Origin of the sequence: Corynebacterium nasorum, assembly GCF_032821635.1 — a bacterium.
Taxonomy (GTDB): domain Bacteria; phylum Actinomycetota; class Actinomycetes; order Mycobacteriales; family Mycobacteriaceae; genus Corynebacterium; species Corynebacterium kefirresidentii.
In genome coordinates this window covers 94,183-113,772 of sequence record NZ_JAVBIE010000004.1, presented here as the reverse complement: position 1 = coordinate 113,772, position 19,590 = coordinate 94,183, and the positions used below count along the sequence as shown (strand labels likewise).

Here is a 19,590-nt window from a genome sequence, read left to right as displayed (position 1 = left end):
TGGGCGGCATGAATGCCTTCGATTATGCGCAGCTTGAGGACGCGCTGGATTACCTCTATGACTTCCTCGACCAGGATCTGGCGGATCGCGTGCGCGCCGAGCGCGAGTCTGTGCCGGCCGGGCTCGAAGGCCTGCTTGCCGACGACTCCCTCGACGACTACGTCTGGCTGTGGATCAAGGACTCGGGCCCGAACGGCTTCCGGCAGTACCTGCGCGACGGAGGCTATCCCGAGGCCGAGGTCGCCCAGGCCTTCCTCTGGGCGCGCACTGAGTGGGGCATGAACACCCCGCCGCATATTGCGTGGCTAAAAGAAGACGGCTACGAACCGTCGGTCATCGATTAGCGGCTAGCGCGGCGTCGGCTAGCGCGGCCAAGCGCAGGTATAACAAAAATCCCGGCTCCGTTGCTATGCAGCAGGAGCCGGGATTTCTTGTGGCGGAGGATGTGGGATTTGAACCCACGAGGGGCGTGAACCCCGCACGCGTTCCAGGCGTGTGACATAGGCCGCTAGTCGAATCCTCCGAGAAGAAACATTAGCAGCCGTGGCAATTATTTTACCAATCGCCAGGTCAGGTCGTGTTTTCGGGGAATTTTAACCGTTGTGTGGTGGCTAGGTATCGAGAGCGGTACCCGCGAGCGGCGGAGGGCTGCGCCGCCGGAGTCCCATTTGGCTAAACCGGCGCTCGGGCGTTAAAGTATGGGACAGGATTCCGCGTGGCGTCCATCCTCTGAACTCCCCCAGGGCAGGAATGCAGCAAGGGTCAGGAGGCTCTGACGGGTGCGCGGGGTCCCCTTTTTGTATGGCGTGCGTTACTATTGGGGGCTAAAAGTCGCCCTATGCATGGAAGGTAGACATACGCATGTCGCTTCTTACTTTGGAATCGTCCGAACTCGCGGAGCTCGCCGCCCAGGTCCGTAAGGACTACGAGGACCTTAAGGCTAAGGGCCTGAAATTGGACCTGACCCGCGGAAAGCCGGCCAAGGCACAGCTGGACCTCTCCAATGATTTGCTGGCGCTGCCCGGCCTAGGACATTACACCGACGCGGCCGGAAACGACCTGCGTAACTACGGCAACCAAAAGGGCATCAAGGAACTGCGCGACATCTGGGGCAAGCTGACCAACATTGACCCCGAGCTGCTCGTGGCCGCAGATTCTTCCTCCCTGAACATCATGTTTGACCTGATTTCTTGGGCGTTCCTCTTCGGCACCAATGATTCCGCGCAGCCGTGGAGCAAGGAAGAAAAACTCAAGTGGATCTGCCCAGTGCCGGGCTATGACCGCCACTTTGCCATCACGGAGCAATTTGGCTTCGAGCTGGTGACGGTACCGATGGAGGAAGACGGGCCGGATGTAGAGGCCGTCGAAAAGCTGGTGGCGGACCCGACAGTCAAGGGCATGTGGGTGGTGCCGATGTTCGCCAACCCCACCGGCGCTGTGATTTCTGAGGATAAGGCTCGTCGCCTCGCCCGTATGCAGGCCGGCGCACCGGATTTCCGCATCGTGTGGGATAACGCCTACGCCGTGCATACCTTGACTGAAGAATTCCCGGAAATCCTGCCGATTCTGGATATCGCCGCGGAAGAAGGCAACCCGAACCGCTTCTGGGCCATGTCTTCCACCTCGAAGATTACCTTCGCGGGCGCGGGAGTGGGTTTCTTCGGCACCTCGGAGGATAACCTCGAGTGGTACCTAGAGCATGCCGGCATTCGCGGCATCGGCCCGAATAAGATCAACCAGCTCGCGCACCACGAGTTCTTCGGCTCCGCAGAAGGGGTGCGCGCGGTAATGCGCCGCCACGCCGCGCTGATTAAGCCGAAGTTCGATGCGGTGCTGCGCATCCTGGAAAAGCGCCTGGGCGAGTACGAGGTGGCGCAGTGGACCAACCCGAAGGGTGGCTACTTCATCTCCCTCGACGTTGTCGACGGCACCGCCAACCGCGTCTGGGAGCTTGCGCGCGACGCCGGCATCCTGCTTACCCAGGCGGGCTCGGCCTTCCCTTATGGCCAGGACGACAATGACCGCAATATCCGCCTCGCCCCAACCCTGCCGCCGCAGGAAGAGGTTGAGGCCGCGATGGACGGCGTCGCTACCTGTGTGCTGCTTGCCGCCGTGGAGAAGCTGGGGGCCTAAAATCAACGCCGACGAGTCTGCCCTGTGGCTGAGCGAGATTATCCCGGCGCCGCTGGAGTTCCGCTACGTCGATGAGCGCCGGCTAGGCCTCGCCGCGCTTGCCGACGCCCAATCGCTCGCCCTCACCACCACCTTCAATAACACCGACACCGGCCTGCAGAGCCAGGACGACGGCACCGATGTGCGCTGCGAGCTGTTGACGGTGGCGCGTACCGGGCAGCCCGAGGTGGCTGCCGCCGTAAACGCCGCGGCCGATACTTTCGAGAAGGCCGACGGTCTGCTTCCGGCGCAGCCGGGCGTGATGCTGCCGTCCATCCTCGACGCGCCGGGAATTACCGTGCACCACGGACTCTTCATCGCGCCGTACCTGTGGGGCGGGCAGACCCCGCAGTTTCGCGAAGAGGGCCGCCTGACCCTCATCCTGCAGCTGGTCATGCTGACAGATTCGGAATATGCGTTTGGGGTAGAAGAGGGCGTCGGCAAGCTGCAGGGGGCAGTGGCCGAGCAGGGCATTGACCTGCTGGACTGGTCGCGCGAGGGTTAGCCGGTAAACTGGCTAACCGTGGCTTTATACCGGAAATACCGTCCAGCAACGTTCGCGGAGGTCGTGGGCCAAGAGCAGGTCACCACGCCGCTATCCGCCGCCCTTGATGCAGGGCGCATCAACCACGCCTACCTCTTTTCCGGCCCGCGCGGCTGCGGCAAGACCTCCTCGGCGCGGATTATGGCCCGCTCGCTCAATTGCGAGCACGGGCCGACCTCGACGCCGTGCGGTAAATGCGATTCCTGCGTCTCCCTCGCCCCCGGCGGCCCCGGAAACTTGGACGTGACGGAGCTCGACGCCGCCTCGCACAACGGCGTGGAGGACATGCGCGAGCTGCGCGACCGCGCCTACTACGCGCCGGCCGAATCGCGCTACCGCATCTTCATCATCGACGAGGCGCATATGATTTCGCCCTCCGGTGCGAACGCGCTGCTCAAAGTGGTAGAGGAGCCGCCCGAGCACGTCATTTTCATCTTCGCGACCACGGAGCCGGAGAAAATCATCGGCACCATTCGCTCGCGTACCCACCACTATCCCTTCCGCCTGCTGACCCCACCGGCCATGAAGGGCCTGCTGCAGCGCACCGTCGCGGCCGAGGGCGTGCATGTCGAGGACGCCGTATACCCCATGGTCATTGAGGCGGGCGGTGGTTCCCCGCGCGATACGTTGTCCTTGCTGGACCAGCTGCTGGCCGGTGCCGGGCCCGATGGCCTGACCTATGACCTCGCCCGGCCGCTTTTGGGTGTCACCGATGTTTCGCTGCTTGACGACGCCATCGACACCCTCGCCAACCAAGACAAACCCGGCCTCTTCGCGATGGTGGACCATGTCATCGAGGCCGGCCACGACCCGCGTCGCTTCGCTATCGATTTGCTCGACCGCCTGCGCGATCTGATGATCCTGCAGGCTGTGCCCGGCGCTATCGAGGCCGGCCTCGTCTCCGCGCCCACCGACCGCGCTTCTGTGCTTACCGCCCAGGCGCAGCGTTTTTCCGGCCCGCAGCTGACCTACTTGGCTTCCACGGTCAACGACCGCATCAGCGATCTCACCGGCGCGACGTCGCCGCGCCTGCTGCTGGAAATCATGTGCGCGCACCTGCTTATCGGGTCCACCGGCCCCGCGGCCACCGGCGCCACCGTCCCCGCGGCCGCGCCCGGAACGCCCGTGCCTGCCGGCTCAGCGACCCCGGGCGGTGCCGCCGCGGCAACCTCAGCTGTCGCAGGTGCCCAAGACCCCCAGTCCGCTGCGGCCGCCATTATCGCGCGCCGTCGCGCCAAGTCCCAGGAGCAGCACTCCGCTGGCTCTGAGCCCGCCCCTCAGCCGCAAACGCAAACCCAGCCCCCGGCTAAGACCGCGCAATCGTCCGCCGAGCAGCAAACCCCGCAGCAACAACAGCAGCCGCAGGTAGAGCCGCAGTCGGAGCCGGAGCCGGAGCCGGAGCCGCAAGAGTCCCAGGATCCGTGGCAGCGCGAACGGCGCATACCGCAGTCGGCGCCGGCCCAGCAGGAGCGGCAGGAGCAGCGCGAGCCATTGGAGAAACCCGTACCGGCCCGCGCGGAGGAATCCGCCCAGGAAGCAACGGCGCGATCTGGGGGCCAGCCCGCTGCGGAGACGGCGTCGGAAAGAGTGTCGGAAACGGCGCAACCGCAGGCAACGCAAGAGCCGGAAGGCGACTTTGCGGAAGCCGTGAGGGAGAAATGGGTGGCGTTGAGGGGGAGCGTCGGAAAGCGGAATAAGGTAGCGGAAATTATGCTTGCCGAAGCCCGCGTGCTTGGCTTCCGCGATGGCACGCTAACGCTGGGACACACCACCGGTGCCCTTGCCGAGCGAATCAATGCGCCCGCCAATAACGCCGTTATCGTGGAGGTACTCAAGGAGGAGTTCCAGCGCGATGTGGCCGTGACCTGCGTGGTAGGCACTGACCCGAAGACCGCCGGTTTCAATGCCCCACGGCCGGCGCAGCGCAAGGAGGCGTGGACACCGAATCAGCCCGCGCGCGAGCCTGCCGACGACCAGGAGGCGGAGAGTAAGCAGGAAAACACGCCGGGCTGGCGCTCGCGCATCGCACGGGCGACGCAGGCCGCCAAGCAGCGCGATGAATCGCAGTTCAGCAACGGCGTGCCGCTGCCGCCCGAACCCGAGCCGGAGCCCGATGAGGTACCGCCCGAGGAACCGCCGGCCTATACCCGCGATGACGAAGAACGCGACATGATGGAGGCCGCGCAGTCCACCGGTGAAATGGATCATCGCAGCGCTACCGAGGTAGCTATGGAATTGCTGGAGCGGGAACTAGGCGCGCGGCGTGCCTAGGCGGCGAGCACGGTACACTCGGGCGGTAGCGAAATTTAAAGTTGATTTAGAAAGGAAACACCATGGCTGACCAAGACCCAATGCAGCAGGCAAATGACATGAACGACCTCATCGCGCAGGCCGCGCAGGTGCAGGCGGATCTGCAGAAGGCGCAGGAAGAAATCCTCGCTACCAACGTCGAGGGCCAGGCAGGCAATGGCCTGGTCAAGGTGACCATGACTGGCGGCGCCGAGCTCGTGGACTTGCAGATTGATAAGTCCATCGTGGATCCAGAGGACGTCGATACGCTGCAGGACCTGGTTATGGGTGCGTTCAAGGAGGCCCACGCTGCGGCCGGACGCCTGGCACAGGAAAAGATTGGCCCGCTGTCCTAGGGCATGGGTAGCCAGGGAGGCCCGTCTTTTGAGGATGTCTTCGGCGGCAACCAGTAGCCCGCGCGATACGATATAAGGCCGTTGCCCCGGGGTGGGGCGGCGGCTTTTGCCGATTTTGGGAGTAATTGATGTTTGAAGGACCTCTGCAAGACCTCATCGACGAGTTTTCGCGCCTGCCGGGAATCGGCCCGAAGTCGGCGCAGCGCATCGCGTTTCACGTTTTGCACATGGAACCCGAGGACATCGAGCGGCTGCAAAACGCGCTGGGCGCGGTGCGCGACGGCGTGACCTTCTGCCGCATTTGCTGCAATATTTCGCGTGAGGATGTCTGCCGCATCTGCATTAACTCGCAGCGCGACGCCACTACTATCTGCGTGGTCGAGGAGCCTAAGGATATCCAGGTCATTGAGCGCACCGGCGAGTATGAGGGCCGCTATCACGTTTTGGGCGGCGCGTTGGACCCGCTGGCGAATGTGGGTCCGCGTGATTTGAATATCTCCACACTGCTGCAGCGCCTAGGCGGCGTGTTGCCGGACCGAGAGCTTGCAGACTCCACCCCCGAAACCCCGCTTTACGACGCCACCCCCACCATCCACGAAGTCATTCTCGCCACCGACCCCAATACGGAGGGCGAGGCGACCGCCGCATACCTGGTGCGCTTGCTGCGCGACTTCCCTGATTTGAAGATCACCAGGTTGGCCTCCGGCATGCCGCTCGGAGGCGATTTGGAGTTTGTGGACGAGCTCACCTTGTCTCGGGCGCTTTCCGGCCGCCTGACCATATAGCACGTTGAGCGCCCCGGCCAGTACTGGGCGAATGCGGAGCTACAGCGGCTAGGGCACCGCGGCCGTGGGCCCGGTTCGCGCTCGGCCGGTGAATACCGGCGGGCCGTGCGTCTCCTTTGTCGTCGTACTGCATCTGCTGCTGCGCCCGCTTCGCCTGTTGCCGGGTTCATTGCTGTGCCCTATGTGTGTATGCCTGTCCTGGCTAGCGGGCAGGAGCCAGGCGATCCGGCCCCGAATGCGCGCCATCCGGCCGCGGCCCGGCAGCCCGTTGATGGAGTTGTGATACGGGCACAATAGCGTCATGTTCTCAGGATGGGTGTGGCCGCCGCGGGAGTATTCCAGGAGGTGGTGGGCTTGGCATTCGGAGGCGGGGCGTCGGCAAGCGGGCCAGGCGCAGCGGGCGCCTTCGGCCTCGAGCATGCGGCGTTGCTTTGCGGAGGCCTGCCGGGTGCGGTAGAGGTTGACTGGGCCGCGCTCGGGATGGATGAGCGTGAAGAGTCCCGCGCCGGCTAGGGTGCGGCGGACTAGTTCGGCGCCGGTGATGGTGGCGCCGTTGGTCATAGCGAGGCGGATATCATCGCCGTTTCCGGCGAGGATTTTCAGGTAGTCCGGCAGCTCGATGATGACATTGGTAGTCACGGTAGCGGGCGCGGCGGCGCGGGAGCCGTTAAGCCAGGCTAGCGGGTCGGATTTAGCGGCGGCCCAGATATCGGCCATTTGTGCGGCGGGGCCGGTGAAACTCAGGGTGGTTTTCTCCCCGTGCATTATCCGGCGTCCGCCGTCTTCGCGCTCGGGCGGAGGGTTGAGTTCGCGCAGCAGACGGGTAGCCGCGCGCGAGACATGCGCGGTGGTGCCGGCGGTGGCGCAGAGCTGCTCGCGGAATTGCCAGCGCTTGGTGGGGTCGCTAATGCTGCGCGAGCGACGGGCGATAAGCGCGAGGGTCTCTAGGCAGTGGTGATTGCGGCGCGCGGCGGCCAGTGCGCGGGCTTGGTAGCGCGAATGGCTGGTGGGCGAGAGAAAGGCCGCGGCGGTCCGGCGCAGGGTGCGCGCTTGGTCCGCGGGCAGGGGCAGGCTGGAGGCGGCGTGGGCCTCTTCGAGAAGATCCACGCCGCGCTTAGCGATGTCGCCCAGCTGCTCCAATAATGTCATGCCCCGCAGCCTATTGGCGTGGGATGCGCGGCTACAAGGGGCAGCGGCCGGGCCTGTGGATAACTCGGAGTTTCAAGGCCGTCGGGCGCAGTTATCCACAGGCTTGGGCCTATCTTTGGGAGCGCGGGGGCTCGGAGGCGTTGAAACGTTCGACACGCAGGCGGTCGACGGCCGGAATCTCAATCGGCTCGAGGTCCGCGAGGGCCACGCCCATCGCTTGTGCGAGGAGGAGATCGGCCAGCTGCGGGTTTCGGGCCAGTGCCGGGCCGTGCATATAGGTGGCGATGACGCTGCCTTGGACGGCGCCTTCGTAGGTGCGCTGGGTGGAGCCATCGGCAAGGTCGGCGGTGGCGGCCTGGTCTGCATTGCCATTGCCACGCGTGAGCGTGCCGAGGGGCTGCGCGGAGGGGCCAAGGATGGTGGCGCCCAGGTGGTTTTCAAAACCGGTCAGCGGCTCGGTGAGGTCCGCGGTAACTCCAGCGTGGGTGGGTTTGGAAGCCACCTCGCCGATGGCACGGTCCTGCATGCCGGCCGTGGTGGCATCGAGCAGGCCGACGCCGTCGATGATGCGACCGGAGGCGCGGAAGGACTCACCCAGGACCTGCAGGCCAGCACAAATGGCAAAGACCGGGCGGCCGGCGTTGGCGGCGCGGCTCAGGCCACCATCGGAAATCAGGTGGTCCGCGGCCAGAATCTGCGCGGTATCTTCGCCGCCGCCGAGGGTGTAGATATCCAGCATCTCGGGCACGGGCTCGCCCAAGCGGATCGGGTGAATCTCCGCTTCGAAGCCGCGCATGCGGGCGCGCTGGCGCAGGACGAGGGCGTTGCCGTCGTCGCCGTAGGTACCGAGGACGTCGGGAAGCACTAGGCCGATATTAAGCATTGGTGGCCTCCTTGGAAAGCGCCTTCTTCAAATCGCGGAAGGCGGTGTAGTTGGCGAGGACCTCGATGCGACCCTCCGGGCAGGCGGCGAGCGCATCGAGCGGATCCGGGATGAGCTCGTGGGAGATATCGGCGTAGACCAGGCGCACCGCCAGGTCGGTGCCGCGCTCGCCGGCGGCCTTCACGCTGAGGCCATTGAAGCCTTCGAATTTCACGTCCCACAGCCAGGACATGTCAATGCCATCGGCCACCTGGCCGTTGGTGGCGATGATCAAGCCATCGGCGCTGCGGTCCACCATGGACAGTGCTTCTTGCCAGCCGGCCGGGTTCTTGGCCAGCAGCAAGCGAATCTCGCGGCCGCGCCAGTGAATGGTGGAGTAGCGACCGGCCACATCATCGATGCTTTCGGCGGCCGCAATGGCTTTGTCGAGGTCCACGCCGAAGCCTGCGACGGCGGCAGCGATGGCTTGGGCCGCGTTGCCCCGGTTAGCACGGCCAGGCAGCGCCAGGTTCAGGGGGCGTTTAGCGGTGGGGGTGATAATGCCATGCTTATCGACGCCCCACGTTGGCTGCGGCCGGCGGAATTCGCGGCCGTCGGCAAGCGGCTTGACGGCGTACCAGTCATCCTCGGTGCGCACGACGTGCCCGCCGGTGCGCGGGCAGGTAACGGAATCGCCGAGCCAGCCGGCGCCGGCCGAAACCCAGATGACATTCTTGGCGTCATAGGCCACGGAGGTCATCAGAACGTCATCGCAGTTGGCGATGACGAGCATGTCCGGGTGGGCTTCCACAGCGCCGCGCAGAGCCCGCTCGATCTTATTAATCTCGCCCACGCGGTCGAGCTGGTCGCGGGTGAGGTTGAGCAGAACTAGCGCCTGCGGGTTCAGGTTATCGGCTACGTGGGGCACGTGGAGCTCGTCCACCTCGAGTACCAGGTGGGAGGCGTCCTTGCCGGCCATGAGTGCGGAGATGATGCCGGCATCCATGTTGTCACCGCCGTCGTTGGTGGCTACGGTGTGCTCGGCGCGGACTGCAGCGGCTAGCATGCGGGTGGTGGTGGACTTGCCGTTGGTGCCGGTCACTAGCACGGCCGGGCGCCCACCGCCCAGGTTGGTCATGATGGAAGGGTCAATGGCATTGGCGATTAGACCACCGATCATTCCGCCGGCGCCACGGCCGGTGGCGCGGGAAGCGGTGGTGGCCAGCTTCGCGGCGGTAGTGGCGGTGGTGGTGCGCAACTTCCTCAGCGCACCCGGGACTCTAAAACTCATGTCCCCTAGGGTAGTCGCGCGGGCGGCTTAGTCGTTCTTTTTCCCCGCCGAGCCGCCAGAATTTCGTCGGCCCCTGCCGCGACCACCGCGGCCGCCCCGGCGACGGCGGCGCTTTTGGTTCTTAGCGCCGCCTTTTTTGTTGTTGTGGGATGAGCGTTGGGGCCGGGGCGTGGGTTTGCCGGATTCGGGTTCCGGCACGGCGTCTTCGATGCGGGTGAGGGCGTCAAGAAACGCGGTATCGGACATCAGCGGAATGCCCTTGCGGTGGGCGTGCATGGGTTTTCCCACCAGGTCAGTGGTCACGTTGCACACGACCAGCGAGGATTCGCGGGTGAGCTTTTCGGAATAATTGAGCTCCTCACGCATGAGCGCGGCGATGATGGTGTCCGGGTCCTCGAGGATTTCCGGAGCGACCACGATTTCCATGCCGCGGCGCAGTTCCTTGCCCGGCTCGTATTTGCCGGGGTTGTGGTGTTGGGCGGGGGCTTCGGCAGCGTCGACTCGCACGTGGGAGCGTTGCAGGCCGAAGCGGTCGGCGCGCACGTCCTCGGGCGCATAGCTGCGCACCGTGCCACCTCGTTGCTTGCGGTAGAGCGCGATGAGCAGTTCGGTTTGTTCGCGCGAAGTCTCGGGTTCGGGCCGCTTGGCGCGCTCCACCGAGGCCTGTGGCGAAGCGTCCAAGCCGCTCTGCTTAGCGACACCCCCTAAGCGCACATCATTCGACCGCACCTGCTGCGCATAGGAGGTGCCCAAAGTATCGATGATGCGGACGGGGGTGGGTACGTGTCCGACCTTCTGGCGGCGCCGGCGGCCCTTGTTGCGGCCGCGGTTGCGCGCGCGATTTTGGCGGGCGGCGGCCATCATGGCACGGCGGGCCTCGGCGACGAGAAAACCCCAGGTATAGGGGAGGTCGTGGACGATGAGTGTGCGGCCGTCAATAAGCTTGTCCAGCGATTTGAGGATCTTGCCAAAAGCTGGCGCCTGCTCAATATCGGTGGTGCTCAGCCCGTGGAGGTGGCGCGGCCCGGCATCGATATCGGGCTTGAGGACGGCGTGGAATTGCTGGCCCTGCTCGCTGGCGTCGTTGAACGTAATGGCGTCGATAGTAACGATGCGCCCGGTGCTGGGATGGATGCCGGTGGTCTGGATGGTCAGCGCCACATAGGGAAAGTCCGCTTCCTCATTGGGCGAGTCGGCCTGCTGTGGCTGTTGCTGGGCCGGTGGGTGCGGTTTCGGTTTCGGCTTGGGTTTCGGGGCGTCTGGCTCTCCGGAGGCACGGATCGCGCGGCGGGGCTTAGTGCGGCGCTGTTCCATGCCTGGTTTGGGCGCTGTGGACCTGGCCGCGTGGCGCGAAGCTACCGTCGCGGGCGACGGCGCTGGGGCCGACGCCGACGGGTGCTGCGGGGAGGGGCCAGGTGTGTTGTTCATTAAACTCAGTGTAGTATCCCGCATTTCGTGCAGGGGGACAGGGCGCGCCGCTTAATCTTCTACAACGACGACAATGACCTTCGGCGGGGTTGTTTGTTCCTCAGGTTCTTCAGGGTGCCCCGGTGTCTCTGGCTGCTGCGGTTCAGCCGGCTCTTTCGGCTCTTTCGGCTCTGTCGGTTCTTCTGGTTCGAGCGGTACGAGGGGGTCATCCGAGCCGTCCGGCGCGCCGCGGTCTGCCGTGGGCAGTTCCGGTTCGACCTCTGGTTCTGGCTCCGGGGTGGGCACGATTTCCGAGCCAGGGATGGTCGTCGTTGGGACAGTAGTTTCCGGCTCTGGCGTTGGCTCGAGTTCGGAACCTGGGATAGTGGTGCTTGGCACGGTGGTATCCGGTGCCGGCTCAGCCTGGGGCTCCGAGGTCAATAACGAAGATGTCGTTGTAGGCGCAGTCGGCTCCGCAGGCGTTGGCTCTGAGGACTCTGGTGCGGGCAGTGGCGTCTGCTTATCCGTCGAGGTGGTGGCGCCGGCTTCAGTTGTGGTCGTTTCAGCCGAAGTCTTTTCCGAAGTAGGCGTATTTGAAGTAGGTAGGTCGGACGGCTCGGCAGGTGCGGTAGCCTCCGTCGACGTCGTGGCCTTCGATGGTGACGTCGAAGTTGCAGAATCCGTAGATGCCGTGGTCTGCGCGGGCTCCGTGGTCTGCGTTGTCTGGGAAGGCTCGGCCGATGACGAAGACGTGGAGGTTGCAGTCGGTTCCTTCGCCGCTAGCTGCGGCGCCGGCTCAGAGCTGGAAGATGGCGCCGCGGCCGGAGTCGAAGCCGGGGTCGATTCGACGTTATTAGCCGTAGCGGCGGCGGCAGCGGCTGCGGCGGAGGTGGCGCGGGAAATTGCCTGGGAATCCTGGCGGTGGTGCTCGCCATGGTCCTCACCACGGTGCTTGCCGTGGTGGCCGGCGGCAGGGGTCGTGGCACGGTCAGTCTGAGGGGTGTGCGTCGGCCGCGCCTGCTTAGACGGTTGGGGCGCGGGGGCGTGGCGGTGCTGCGGTGGTGTCTCAGAGGGGGCGTCGGCAAGCGGGTGCTGGGTCGGGGAATCCGCGCGGGATGGCGCGGCGACACCGCTGGTGGGGCCAGCATCGTGGATGCGGGGCGTGGCGGGGTGCGCGGGGCGCTTGGGACCAATGCCATCGAAATGGGAAGAATCGTCGGTGGAATGATTGCTTTTCGGAGCAGGCGCGGTGGAATGCGAGTGGGTGTCCGAAAGAGCTTCGTCCTCACTAAGCATGTGGGTAGCCACGGTGGTGCCGCCACCAACTAGCACGGCGACACCGGCTGCGGCCAGCAGATTCGAGGTCACGGCCCCAGAAACGCCGGCGGCATTGGCGGCAGAGGTGATGGCAAAACCACTTGTGGAGGAGGTGCCAGCGGCAGAGATTCCGGCAGTGGGGCCGCTGGGAACGCTGGTTGCGGCCTGTGCGCGGGCTGCGGTGGCCGCGGACATGACGGCGGCGCCACCGGCGACAACGCCCAGAACTAGGCCGGCGTGGTGCCTATTGGCAGCGTTGTGCGCGTAGATGGTCAGCGCGGGGCGGTCATCGGCGTCGTAGTGGAAGTAGCCGTGGGCAATGGCGAGGCGGCCGGATTTGGTGCAGTCGAGCACGGCGGGGGCAATCTCGCGGGCGGCATCGCGCGGGAGGGAGCCTAAGAAGATGCTATTGACATAGACATCAACGGTATTTCGCCGCAGGAAACCACGGGTGCGCAAGGAGACGAGGTAGTGCTCGTCGGTGTGCGGAAAGCCAGTGACGTCTTTGGAAAACTCCGTCAATGTGGCGGCAGCCTCGCCCGGCAGCATGGTCCAGCGCTGCGCCGGCGAGTTATTGGCGGGGATGCACAGGTGCGGTGCCGGCAGGAGCAGGTTGAGCGTGGGCCACTCTTCGCCGGAGGCATCTGTCATGCTCACGTGGGCGGTGGCGCGTGGGCGTAGGCCGGCGCTGAGAACCCAGTCAAAGAGTGCGTAGGCCTGGGAATCGGCGGCGCTGAGACGGCCAAGGAGAGAATCGCCGATCCACACCGCGAAGCCGTCCTGGGCGGTGCGGGGGCCGAGCTCCGCAGAGAGGTAACCGCCTTCTGCGGCGGTGGACTCGAGCAGTTCGCTGAAAACTTCTGGCGAAACATCCTCGATGGGCAGATTATGGATCACGCCAAAACCGTGGTCAGGGACCACGTAGGTGGCGGAATCCAGCGAAGTCATTGGGGCCTTTCGATAGGGGGTAATAGTAACACTGTATTTTAGGCACTGCCGTGGGCCATTTCCAATTTCCCCGGCCGGTGAACAAGGGTGTTATCCTGCCCGAAAGTTTTACAGAATAAAAATGAGCACGGCGATGAGCGCTGCACTCACTAGTAGGGCCACGACGGCGGGACACCACCGGCGGCGGGGTGTGGGGTCATCGGTGCTTATGGCGCGGAAGCTCGTGGTTTCGAAGGTTTCGGTGGCGGCGGGGGAGGTAGGGGCGGCGTCGGCAAGCGAGGCTTCCTTCGAATCCGGCAGCGGCGCCCCCGCGTAGATGCTGAGCACACGGCCGGTGTTGCGCGGCGCATGGTAGGCATGGGCCAGGGTTATGCCCTGCTTGGCGACGTCCACCCCTTCCAACCGCCCCACAAACTGCGGGCCCAAATAAGCATCGGTGCCGGAACCGGTGGTGCTGGGCGAGAGCGTAACCAATACGTGCATGCGGGCGTGGGCGGGAATGTCCAGATCCGCGGGAAGATCGGCGATGTCGATGGGTGGGGCATAGCCCAGCATTGTCCACGGGCCCGCTGGCGGATTATTCGCCGGCAGGCAAAGGCCCGGCCGGGGCAGCAGCAGCGAGAGAGAGCCATCGGGCTGCGGCGCGGCGGTGGCTGCAGGGGTCAGCCCGGCGCGAAGTAGTAGATCTATTTCGGGATACTCCGCGCGGTCGGCGCTGGTGATGTGCCCGATGGTGGAGTCGGTACGCACCTCCAACCCGCCGTCCGGGCGGGGTGCCAAGGTGACGGTGAACTCTCGGTTTTCCTTCGTCTGCGCATCATAGATGGGCAGGGCCTGCACGGCGCCCAAGCCACGGTGCGGTATGAGGTAGGTAGAAGAAGGCATACCCACCCTTCTACCACGCCGGGCCGCGGCGCCGGCGAGCAGGCCTAGGCCAGGGCGCGGTTGACGGCGGAGTTAATCGCGTTGATGGAAGCCCGCGTGGTGGACCCGGCGATGCCCGCTCCCCAGACCTTGTTCTGGTTGACGTCGGCGGCGATATAACAGGCGGCCTCGGCGTCGTCGCCGGCGGAACGGGACTGCTGGGAGTATTCCATGACCTCGAAGTCGATGCCCAGGGATTCCAGGGCGTTGGCATAAGCCGCAATGGGTCCGTTACCGCTGCCTGAGACGGTGGACTTTTCCCCGTGGAAAGCCACGGTGGCGGTCACCGATGCATCCCCATCTTCTGTTGGGGCATTGTCCATATGGAAAGACTCCAGGGTCAGCGGATCCTCGCGGTCCAGGAACTCGGTGGCAAAGATATCCCACATGTTTTTGGAATTGACCTCGCCGCCTTCGGAGTCGGTGATTTCCTGGACCACGCTGGAAAATTCCGCTTGCATGGCGCGAGGCATATTGATGCCGTGATCGGTCTTCATGATGTAGGCAACGCCGCCCTTGCCAGACTGGGAGTTGACGCGGATGACCGCCTGGTAGTCGCGGCCCACGTCCTTTGGATCGATGGGCAGGTAAGGAACCTCCCAGATGGCCTCGCGCATTTCTTCCCACGAGACCTCGGTATTATTCGCGCCGGGGCGGATGGTGGCTGCCAGCGCGTCCAAGCCCTTATTAATTGCGTCCTGGTGGGAACCGGAGAACGCAGTAAAGACCAATTCGCCGCCATAGGGGTGGCGCTCCGGCACGCGCAGCTGGTTGCAGTATTCAACGGTTTCGCGAATCTGCGGCAGATCGGAAAAATCAATCTGCGGGTCCACACCCTGGGTGAGCATATTCAGGCCCAAAGTGACGAGATCTACGTTGCCGGTGCGCTCGCCGTTGCCAAAAAGGCAGCCTTCGATGCGGTCCGCGCCCGCCATAAAGCCAAGTTCGGCGGCGGCGATTCCCTCGCCGCGGTCATTATGCGGGTGCAGTGAGAGCACGACGTCCTCGCGGCGGGCAAGATTGCGGTGCATCCATTCGATGGAATCGGCGTAGATATTGGGCGAAATCATCTCCACGGTGGATGGCAGGTTGATGATCATTGGATTCTCTGGGGACGGATCCATGATGTCTACCACCTCATCGCAGACCTCGCGGGCGAAGTCCAGCTCGGTACCGGTGAAGGATTCGGGGGAGTATTCCCAGCGCCAAGTGGTATCTGGGTAGTCGGCGGCGATGGACTTAATGAGTGTGGCAGCATCGGTGGCCAGCTTCTTAATGGCAGGTTTGTCTTTGCGGAAGACTACGCGGCGCTGCAGCTTCGAGGTGGAGTTATAAAAGTGCACGATGACGTTCTTGGCGCCCTCGCAAGCTTCAAAGGTGCGGCGGATCAGGTGATCGCGGGCCTGTACCAGGACCTGAATGGTGACGTCATCGGGAATTTTATTGCCCTCGATGATTTCGCGGACAAAGTTGAAATCGGTTTGGGAGGCAGAGGGGAAGCCCACCTCGATTTCTTTGTAGCCCATCTTGACCAGCAGGTCGAACATGCGGTGCTTGCGCTCTGGGCTCATGGGATCAATCAGCGCTTGGTTACCATCGCGCAGATCCACCGCGCACCACTGGGGAGCGTGGGTGATTTTCTGACTAGGCCATGTGCGGTCCGGCAGGTCGATGTTTTCTACCTCGACGGCGAAGGGTTGATAGCGCTCGTGGGGCATGGCGGAGCCGCGCTGCTTATTCCACGCGGGTTGTCCTTCGCGGCGTGGGCCGGTGGGGGTGGTGATGTCGCGCGGGGCGCTGATAAAAGAGTCGGTGGGGGACATGGGGTGCGGTTTCCTTTTCTGGTGTCTATGGGGAAAGACGGCCAGCTGGGCTTGGGTAGCCGGACTCCGCGACGGGGCGCTGGCCAGTGCTTAGGCCGAAATCCCGCCGCGGCAGATAAGGAGTAGGTCATTCCGCTGTGTCATATCGGTCACACTACAGGCTTTCTCACTGTGCGGCAAGAGATTTCATTCAATGAGACGCGGTGGTGGTGGGGTACCATGCCTTTCGTGTCTAATCCCCGCCATGCCAAGCCCCAAACATCATCCATATTGCGTTCCTTGTGGGCGCCTGCCGCACTCGTTGCACTCATTGGAGCCGCATTGCGCGTAGGCGTACTCGCAGCGGTGGCCGCCGCGCAGGACGATAAGCTGTGGGGGCTGCTCAATAAGTGGGACGCTAAGCACTACGTAGAAATCGCCCGCGGCGGGTACTTTGGTGCGGATATTTCTACGGATGGGCCGGTCCATGAGACGACCATGGCCTTCTTCCCGGGATTCCCCTTCCTCGTGCGTGGGTTAAGCAGCATCTTTGGTACCGACGAAGCGGGCACGGCCATTGCGCTCAATGTGCTCTTTAGCATCGCGCTGGCTGCCGGTGTGATGGCCTTGGCTGCGCGCATGGGCATGGGGAAGTGGGCCCAGGTGCTCAGTGCTGTGATGGTGACCTGTGCGCCGATGTCCATCGTGTTTTCCATGCCGTATACCGAGGCACTTTTTGGGGCCCTGGCCATATGGGCGGTGGTGGCGCTCGTAGATGAGCGATGGTGGGCTGCCGCGGCACTAATTTTTGTAGCCGGACTCGTGCGTCTTACCGCGGTGGATCTCGTTGCGGTCTTTGCATTCATGGTGCTGCTGCGGGCGCGAAAGAACTGGCGGTCCTGGGCCGCGGTGGTGTTTTCGGTCGTGCCGCTGGTGGGGTATTTGTGGTGGTCGAGCAGCCATCTCAAAGAAGTTGGCGGTTATTTTGGGATCCAGAAAGAACATTGGAACTCCAGCTTTGATGGCGGCAAAGCCACGGTTATCTGGCTTTGGGAGACGCTTAGCGGGGCTACTAACGGTGGATATCTGCTCAGCGCCGGCGTGATGATCGCTGCCCCGGTTTTCCTTGTGTTGGCATGGCGCCGCCTGCCGTTAGCGGCCTGGCTATTCTCTGCGGTGCTGATGGCGAACGTGCTGCTTTCTGATGGCATTATGCACTCGCGGCCCCGGCTGCTCCTGCCGGCGGTGATTGTGTTGTTGCCGTGGGTGAAAAAGGGGACGTCGGCAAGCGTGGCGGTTGGCGCCTGGGCCCTGTTCGGGGCGTGGTTTTCGGCCTATATGCTCGGCGTATTTGAGTGGGCCATTTAGCCGCGCTGGCTTACCGGGCTGCGGGAGAGCACGATGGTGGAGAGCACCATAACGGTAAGGGCGATGAGCATAATTGCCCAACCGACGGCCGTATCGATGAGGAATTTCTCTCCCAGCACCATGTAGCCCAAGCCGAAGGCCACGATGGGTTCAAAGATGGTCATGGCCGGCAGGGAATGGGCTAGGGGGCCGGCATTAAAGGAATATTGCTGCACTACGGTGCCGGTGAGCGCGAGACCGATGAGGCCGTAGAACTGCCAGCTTGCCAGTAGCGTGGCAAGGCCTTCGTGGGTGAAAATGTCCACCACGGCCTTTGATAGCAGGGCGACGAAGCCGTAGATGACGCCGCAGGCCGTGCCCAACGCTAAGGGACGGTTATCCGGTAGCTTCGTGGCTACCGCAGCAAGTAGGGCGAGGGTGACCAACCCTACAAGGAGCGCCGGCCACCAATCGCTCCATTCCGGGCGGGGGTTTCCTGCGACCGGACGGCCGTAGACGACCATGATGCCCACCGCGATGGTCAATGCAATAGACCAAAAGACCTCGTGGAAAGGCATTTTGCGGCCGGAATACCACGCCGAAAGCGGCAGGGTAAACATTAAGGACAGCACCAAGATGGGCTGGACCACCAGCAAGGTACCAAAACCGAGGGCGATGACCTGCAGGCCATAGGCGCCAATGGCGGCCGCGGTGCCCACCCACCACAAGGGGTTGGACATGGCGGCGCGCATGACCGAATCATCGGCGTCGAGGGCAATGCGGTGGCGGATGACCGTGCCCCAAGCAACCGTCAGCGCGGATGCGAGCGCGAAAAAGATGGCGAGGAGGTTGCTTAACACCCGCTCAACGGTAGTAAAAAATCCTGCTATATGCATATTCTTCCCTGCATGGCGCGCGTTTTTCTGCGCTGAGGAAGCGAGCGTGTGGTGCGCTTAACATTGGGGGCGTGTGAATAAAAATTAAGCATTGTCTAGGAATTATGATGAGGGCAAAGACCCTGCGGGGTAGCATGGGTCTTTGACTAATGAACGACAGGTATTTCCGGGCGTGTACACACACGCCAGGGATGCCTTGAACGACGAAAGGCGGCATCCTTACCGTGGCCCTGATCGTGCAAAAGTATGGCGGCTCATCCCTCGAATCCGCAGACCGCATCCGCGCCGTTGCGGAGCGCATCGTGGCCACCAAGAAGCAGGGCAACGACGTTGTCGTGGTGTGTTCCGCCATGGGCGATACCACCGATGAGCTGCTCGACCTTGCCGCCCAGGTCAATCCTGTCCCGCCGCAGCGAGAGATGGATATGTTGCTCACCGCCGGCGAGCGAATCTCTAATGCTCTGGTGGCCATGGCAGTGGAATCGCTTGGTGCCCACGCCCAGTCCTTTACCGGCTCCCAAGCCGGAGTGCTCACCACCGAGCGCCACGGCAATGCCCGCATCGTGGACGTCACCCCGGGCCGCCTGACCGAGGCTTTGGACGAAGGCAAGATTTGTATCGTCGCCGGCTTCCAGGGCGTTAATAAGGAATCGCGCGATGTCACCACCTTGGGTCGCGGTGGCTCCGACACCACCGCGGTGGCACTTGCTGCCGCGCTAAACGCGGACGTGTGTGAGATTTACTCCGATGTTGATGGCGTCTACACCGCAGACCCGCGCATCGTCCCAGACGCGCAGAAGCTAGACAAGCTCTCCTTTGAGGAGATGTTGGAGATGGCCGCGGTAGGTTCCAAGATTTTGGTCCTGCGCAGCGTGGAGTACGGCCGCGCATTCAATGTACCCTTGCGAGTTCGCTCGTCTTATTCAAATGACCCCGGCACCCTAGTTACCGGATCGATGGAGGATATCCCCGTGGAAGAAGCAGTACTAACTGGTGTAGCAACCGATAAGTCCGAGGCAAAGGTCACCGTCCTGGGCATCCCGGATCGCCCGGGGGAGGCTGCGAAGGTCTTTCGCGTCATTGCCGATGCAGAGATCAATATCGATATGGTCTTGCAAAATGTCTCCTCCCTGGAGGACGGCACCACCGATATCACCTTCACCTGCCCGCGTGCCGACGGCCCGCGTGCCATGGAGCTGCTGAGCAAGCTGAAATCTGAAGGAGGCTGGGCCAATGTGCTGTATGACGACCAAGTGGGGAAAGTCTCCCTCGTCGGCGCCGGCATGAAATCCCACCCGGGCGTTACCGCAGAGTTCACCGAGGCCCTGCGCGACGTCAACGTCAATATGGAGCTCATCTCCACTTCTGAAATCCGCATCTCCGTGCTCACCCGCGAGGCTGACCTGGAAAAGGCCGCCCGTGCACTGCACGAGAAATTCCAGCTTGGTGGCGAAGAAGAAGCCACGGTTTATGCTGGAACCGGACGTTAAACACCCACAGC

The 19,590-nt window shown here is 63.5% G+C and carries 16 protein-coding genes, 1 tRNA gene and 1 other RNA gene; 9 read left to right on the top strand and 9 right to left on the bottom strand.

What is annotated here, in order from left to right; translation table 11 throughout:
- Positions 1–8 precede the first annotated feature (8 nt).
- The gene (locus tag RAE07_RS04975; protein WP_317001438.1) at positions 9–344 is read left to right on the top strand and encodes a hypothetical protein; all 336 of its coding nucleotides are present in this window, start codon (positions 9–11) and stop codon (positions 342–344) included.
- 90 nt (positions 345–434) lie between these two features.
- Here the strand turns inward: RAE07_RS04975 and RAE07_RS04970 are convergent.
- Positions 435–523, bottom strand: a tRNA-Ser gene (locus tag RAE07_RS04970).
- A gap of 179 nt (positions 524–702) precedes the next feature.
- On the opposite strand from RAE07_RS04970, the gene ffs reads away from it, so the two are divergent.
- The 6 genes from ffs to RAE07_RS04940 all read left to right on the top strand — a co-directional run bounded on the left by ffs (position 703) and on the right by RAE07_RS04940 (position 6,146).
- Positions 703–801: signal recognition particle sRNA small type (gene ffs, locus RAE07_RS04965), an RNA gene on the top strand.
- Between the two features lie 60 nt (positions 802–861).
- On the top strand, positions 862–2,133 hold the full coding sequence (locus tag RAE07_RS04960) for an aspartate aminotransferase type Ic (protein WP_317001437.1): 1,272 nt from the start codon (positions 862–864) through the stop codon (positions 2,131–2,133).
- Positions 2,096–2,677 carry a hypothetical protein gene (locus tag RAE07_RS04955; protein ID WP_239207830.1) on the top strand — a complete coding sequence of 194 codons (582 nt, stop codon included), beginning with the start codon at positions 2,096–2,098 and terminating at the stop codon, positions 2,675–2,677. Before RAE07_RS04960 ends, RAE07_RS04955 begins: the two co-directional genes overlap by 38 nt.
- Positions 2,678–2,695: 18 nt before the next feature.
- Positions 2,696–4,987: a DNA polymerase III subunit gamma and tau gene (locus RAE07_RS04950; RefSeq protein ID WP_200288375.1), complete on the top strand. Its 2,292-nt coding sequence runs from the start codon at positions 2,696–2,698 to the stop codon at positions 4,985–4,987.
- Between the two features lie 62 nt (positions 4,988–5,049).
- Positions 5,050–5,361 (top strand): YbaB/EbfC family nucleoid-associated protein, encoded by a 312-nt coding sequence (locus tag RAE07_RS04945; RefSeq protein ID WP_317001435.1) that lies wholly within the window; start codon positions 5,050–5,052, stop codon positions 5,359–5,361.
- Between the two features lie 128 nt (positions 5,362–5,489).
- A complete protein-coding gene (locus RAE07_RS04940; RefSeq protein ID WP_316330994.1) occupies positions 5,490–6,146 on the top strand; it encodes a recombination mediator RecR in 657 nt (218 codons plus the stop codon).
- Positions 6,147–6,194: 48 nt separating this feature from the next.
- Here RAE07_RS04940 and RAE07_RS04935 read toward each other — a convergent pair whose 3' ends face one another.
- The 7 genes from RAE07_RS04935 to leuA form a co-directional block, all read right to left on the bottom strand.
- Positions 6,195–7,295, bottom strand: a complete 1,101-nt coding sequence (locus tag RAE07_RS04935) for an HNH endonuclease signature motif containing protein (RefSeq protein WP_316330995.1) — start codon at positions 7,293–7,295, stop codon at positions 6,195–6,197.
- Between the two features lie 109 nt (positions 7,296–7,404).
- On the bottom strand, positions 7,405–8,178 hold the full coding sequence (locus RAE07_RS04930) for a type 1 glutamine amidotransferase (RefSeq protein ID WP_317001433.1): 774 nt from the start codon (positions 8,176–8,178) through the stop codon (positions 7,405–7,407).
- Positions 8,171–9,448, bottom strand: a complete 1,278-nt coding sequence (locus RAE07_RS04925) for a Mur ligase family protein (RefSeq protein WP_239207834.1) — start codon at positions 9,446–9,448, stop codon at positions 8,171–8,173. Before RAE07_RS04925 ends, RAE07_RS04930 begins: the two co-directional genes overlap by 8 nt.
- Before the next feature lie 27 nt (positions 9,449–9,475).
- Entirely contained in the window at positions 9,476–10,876 is a 1,401-nt protein-coding gene (locus RAE07_RS04920; protein WP_524535618.1) for a 3'-5' exonuclease, read from the bottom strand.
- Positions 10,877–10,927: 51 nt separating this feature from the next.
- Complete coding sequence (locus RAE07_RS04915; protein ID WP_317001432.1) at positions 10,928–13,120, bottom strand: hypothetical protein; 2,193 nt, start codon at positions 13,118–13,120, stop codon at positions 10,928–10,930.
- 108 nt (positions 13,121–13,228) lie between these two features.
- A complete protein-coding gene (locus tag RAE07_RS04910; protein ID WP_259824771.1) occupies positions 13,229–14,005 on the bottom strand; it encodes a hypothetical protein in 777 nt (258 codons plus the stop codon).
- Between the two features lie 44 nt (positions 14,006–14,049).
- Positions 14,050–15,867 (bottom strand): 2-isopropylmalate synthase, encoded by a 1,818-nt coding sequence (gene leuA, locus RAE07_RS04905; RefSeq protein WP_248099251.1) that lies wholly within the window; start codon positions 15,865–15,867, stop codon positions 14,050–14,052.
- 219 nt (positions 15,868–16,086) lie between these two features.
- Here leuA and RAE07_RS04900 point away from each other — a divergent pair, with 219 nt between their 5' ends.
- Positions 16,087–17,214, top strand: a complete 1,128-nt coding sequence (locus tag RAE07_RS04900) for a mannosyltransferase family protein (RefSeq protein ID WP_317001431.1) — start codon at positions 16,087–16,089, stop codon at positions 17,212–17,214.
- Here the strand turns inward: RAE07_RS04900 and RAE07_RS04895 are convergent.
- Complete coding sequence (locus tag RAE07_RS04895) at positions 17,211–18,089, bottom strand: DMT family transporter (protein ID WP_200288367.1); 879 nt, start codon at positions 18,087–18,089, stop codon at positions 17,211–17,213. The genes RAE07_RS04900 and RAE07_RS04895 overlap by 4 nt on opposite strands.
- Positions 18,090–18,313: 224 nt before the next feature.
- On the opposite strand from RAE07_RS04895, the gene RAE07_RS04890 reads away from it, so the two are divergent.
- Positions 18,314–19,579 (top strand): aspartate kinase, encoded by a 1,266-nt coding sequence (locus RAE07_RS04890; protein WP_317001430.1) that lies wholly within the window; start codon positions 18,314–18,316, stop codon positions 19,577–19,579.
- Positions 19,580–19,590 lie beyond the last annotated feature (11 nt).

Bases quoted from the DNA above. Each gene is read 5' to 3' on its own strand.
- RAE07_RS04975 (WP_317001438.1), top strand. From the start codon at position 9: ATGAATGCCTTCGATTATGCGCAGCTTGAGGACGCGCTGGATTACCTC.
- RAE07_RS04960 (WP_317001437.1), top strand. From the start codon at position 862: ATGTCGCTTCTTACTTTGGAATCGTCCGAACTCGCGGAGCTCGCCGCC.
- RAE07_RS04945 (WP_317001435.1), top strand. From the start codon at position 5,050: ATGGCTGACCAAGACCCAATGCAGCAGGCAAATGACATGAACGACCTC.
- RAE07_RS04940 (WP_316330994.1), top strand. From the start codon at position 5,490: ATGTTTGAAGGACCTCTGCAAGACCTCATCGACGAGTTTTCGCGCCTG.
- RAE07_RS04935 (WP_316330995.1), bottom strand. From the start codon at position 7,295: ATGACATTATTGGAGCAGCTGGGCGACATCGCTAAGCGCGGCGTGGAT.
- RAE07_RS04930 (WP_317001433.1), bottom strand. From the start codon at position 8,178: ATGCTTAATATCGGCCTAGTGCTTCCCGACGTCCTCGGTACCTACGGC.
- RAE07_RS04925 (WP_239207834.1), bottom strand. From the start codon at position 9,448: ATGAGTTTTAGAGTCCCGGGTGCGCTGAGGAAGTTGCGCACCACCACC.
- RAE07_RS04920 (WP_524535618.1), bottom strand. From the start codon at position 10,876: ATGAACAACACACCTGGCCCCTCCCCGCAGCACCCGTCGGCGTCGGCC.
- RAE07_RS04915 (WP_317001432.1), bottom strand. From the start codon at position 13,120: ATGACTTCGCTGGATTCCGCCACCTACGTGGTCCCTGACCACGGTTTT.
- RAE07_RS04910 (WP_259824771.1), bottom strand. From the start codon at position 14,005: ATGCCTTCTTCTACCTACCTCATACCGCACCGTGGCTTGGGCGCCGTG.
- leuA (WP_248099251.1), bottom strand. From the start codon at position 15,867: ATGTCCCCCACCGACTCTTTTATCAGCGCCCCGCGCGACATCACCACC.
- RAE07_RS04900 (WP_317001431.1), top strand. From the start codon at position 16,087: ATGCCTTTCGTGTCTAATCCCCGCCATGCCAAGCCCCAAACATCATCC.
- RAE07_RS04895 (WP_200288367.1), bottom strand. From the start codon at position 18,089: ATGCATATAGCAGGATTTTTTACTACCGTTGAGCGGGTGTTAAGCAAC.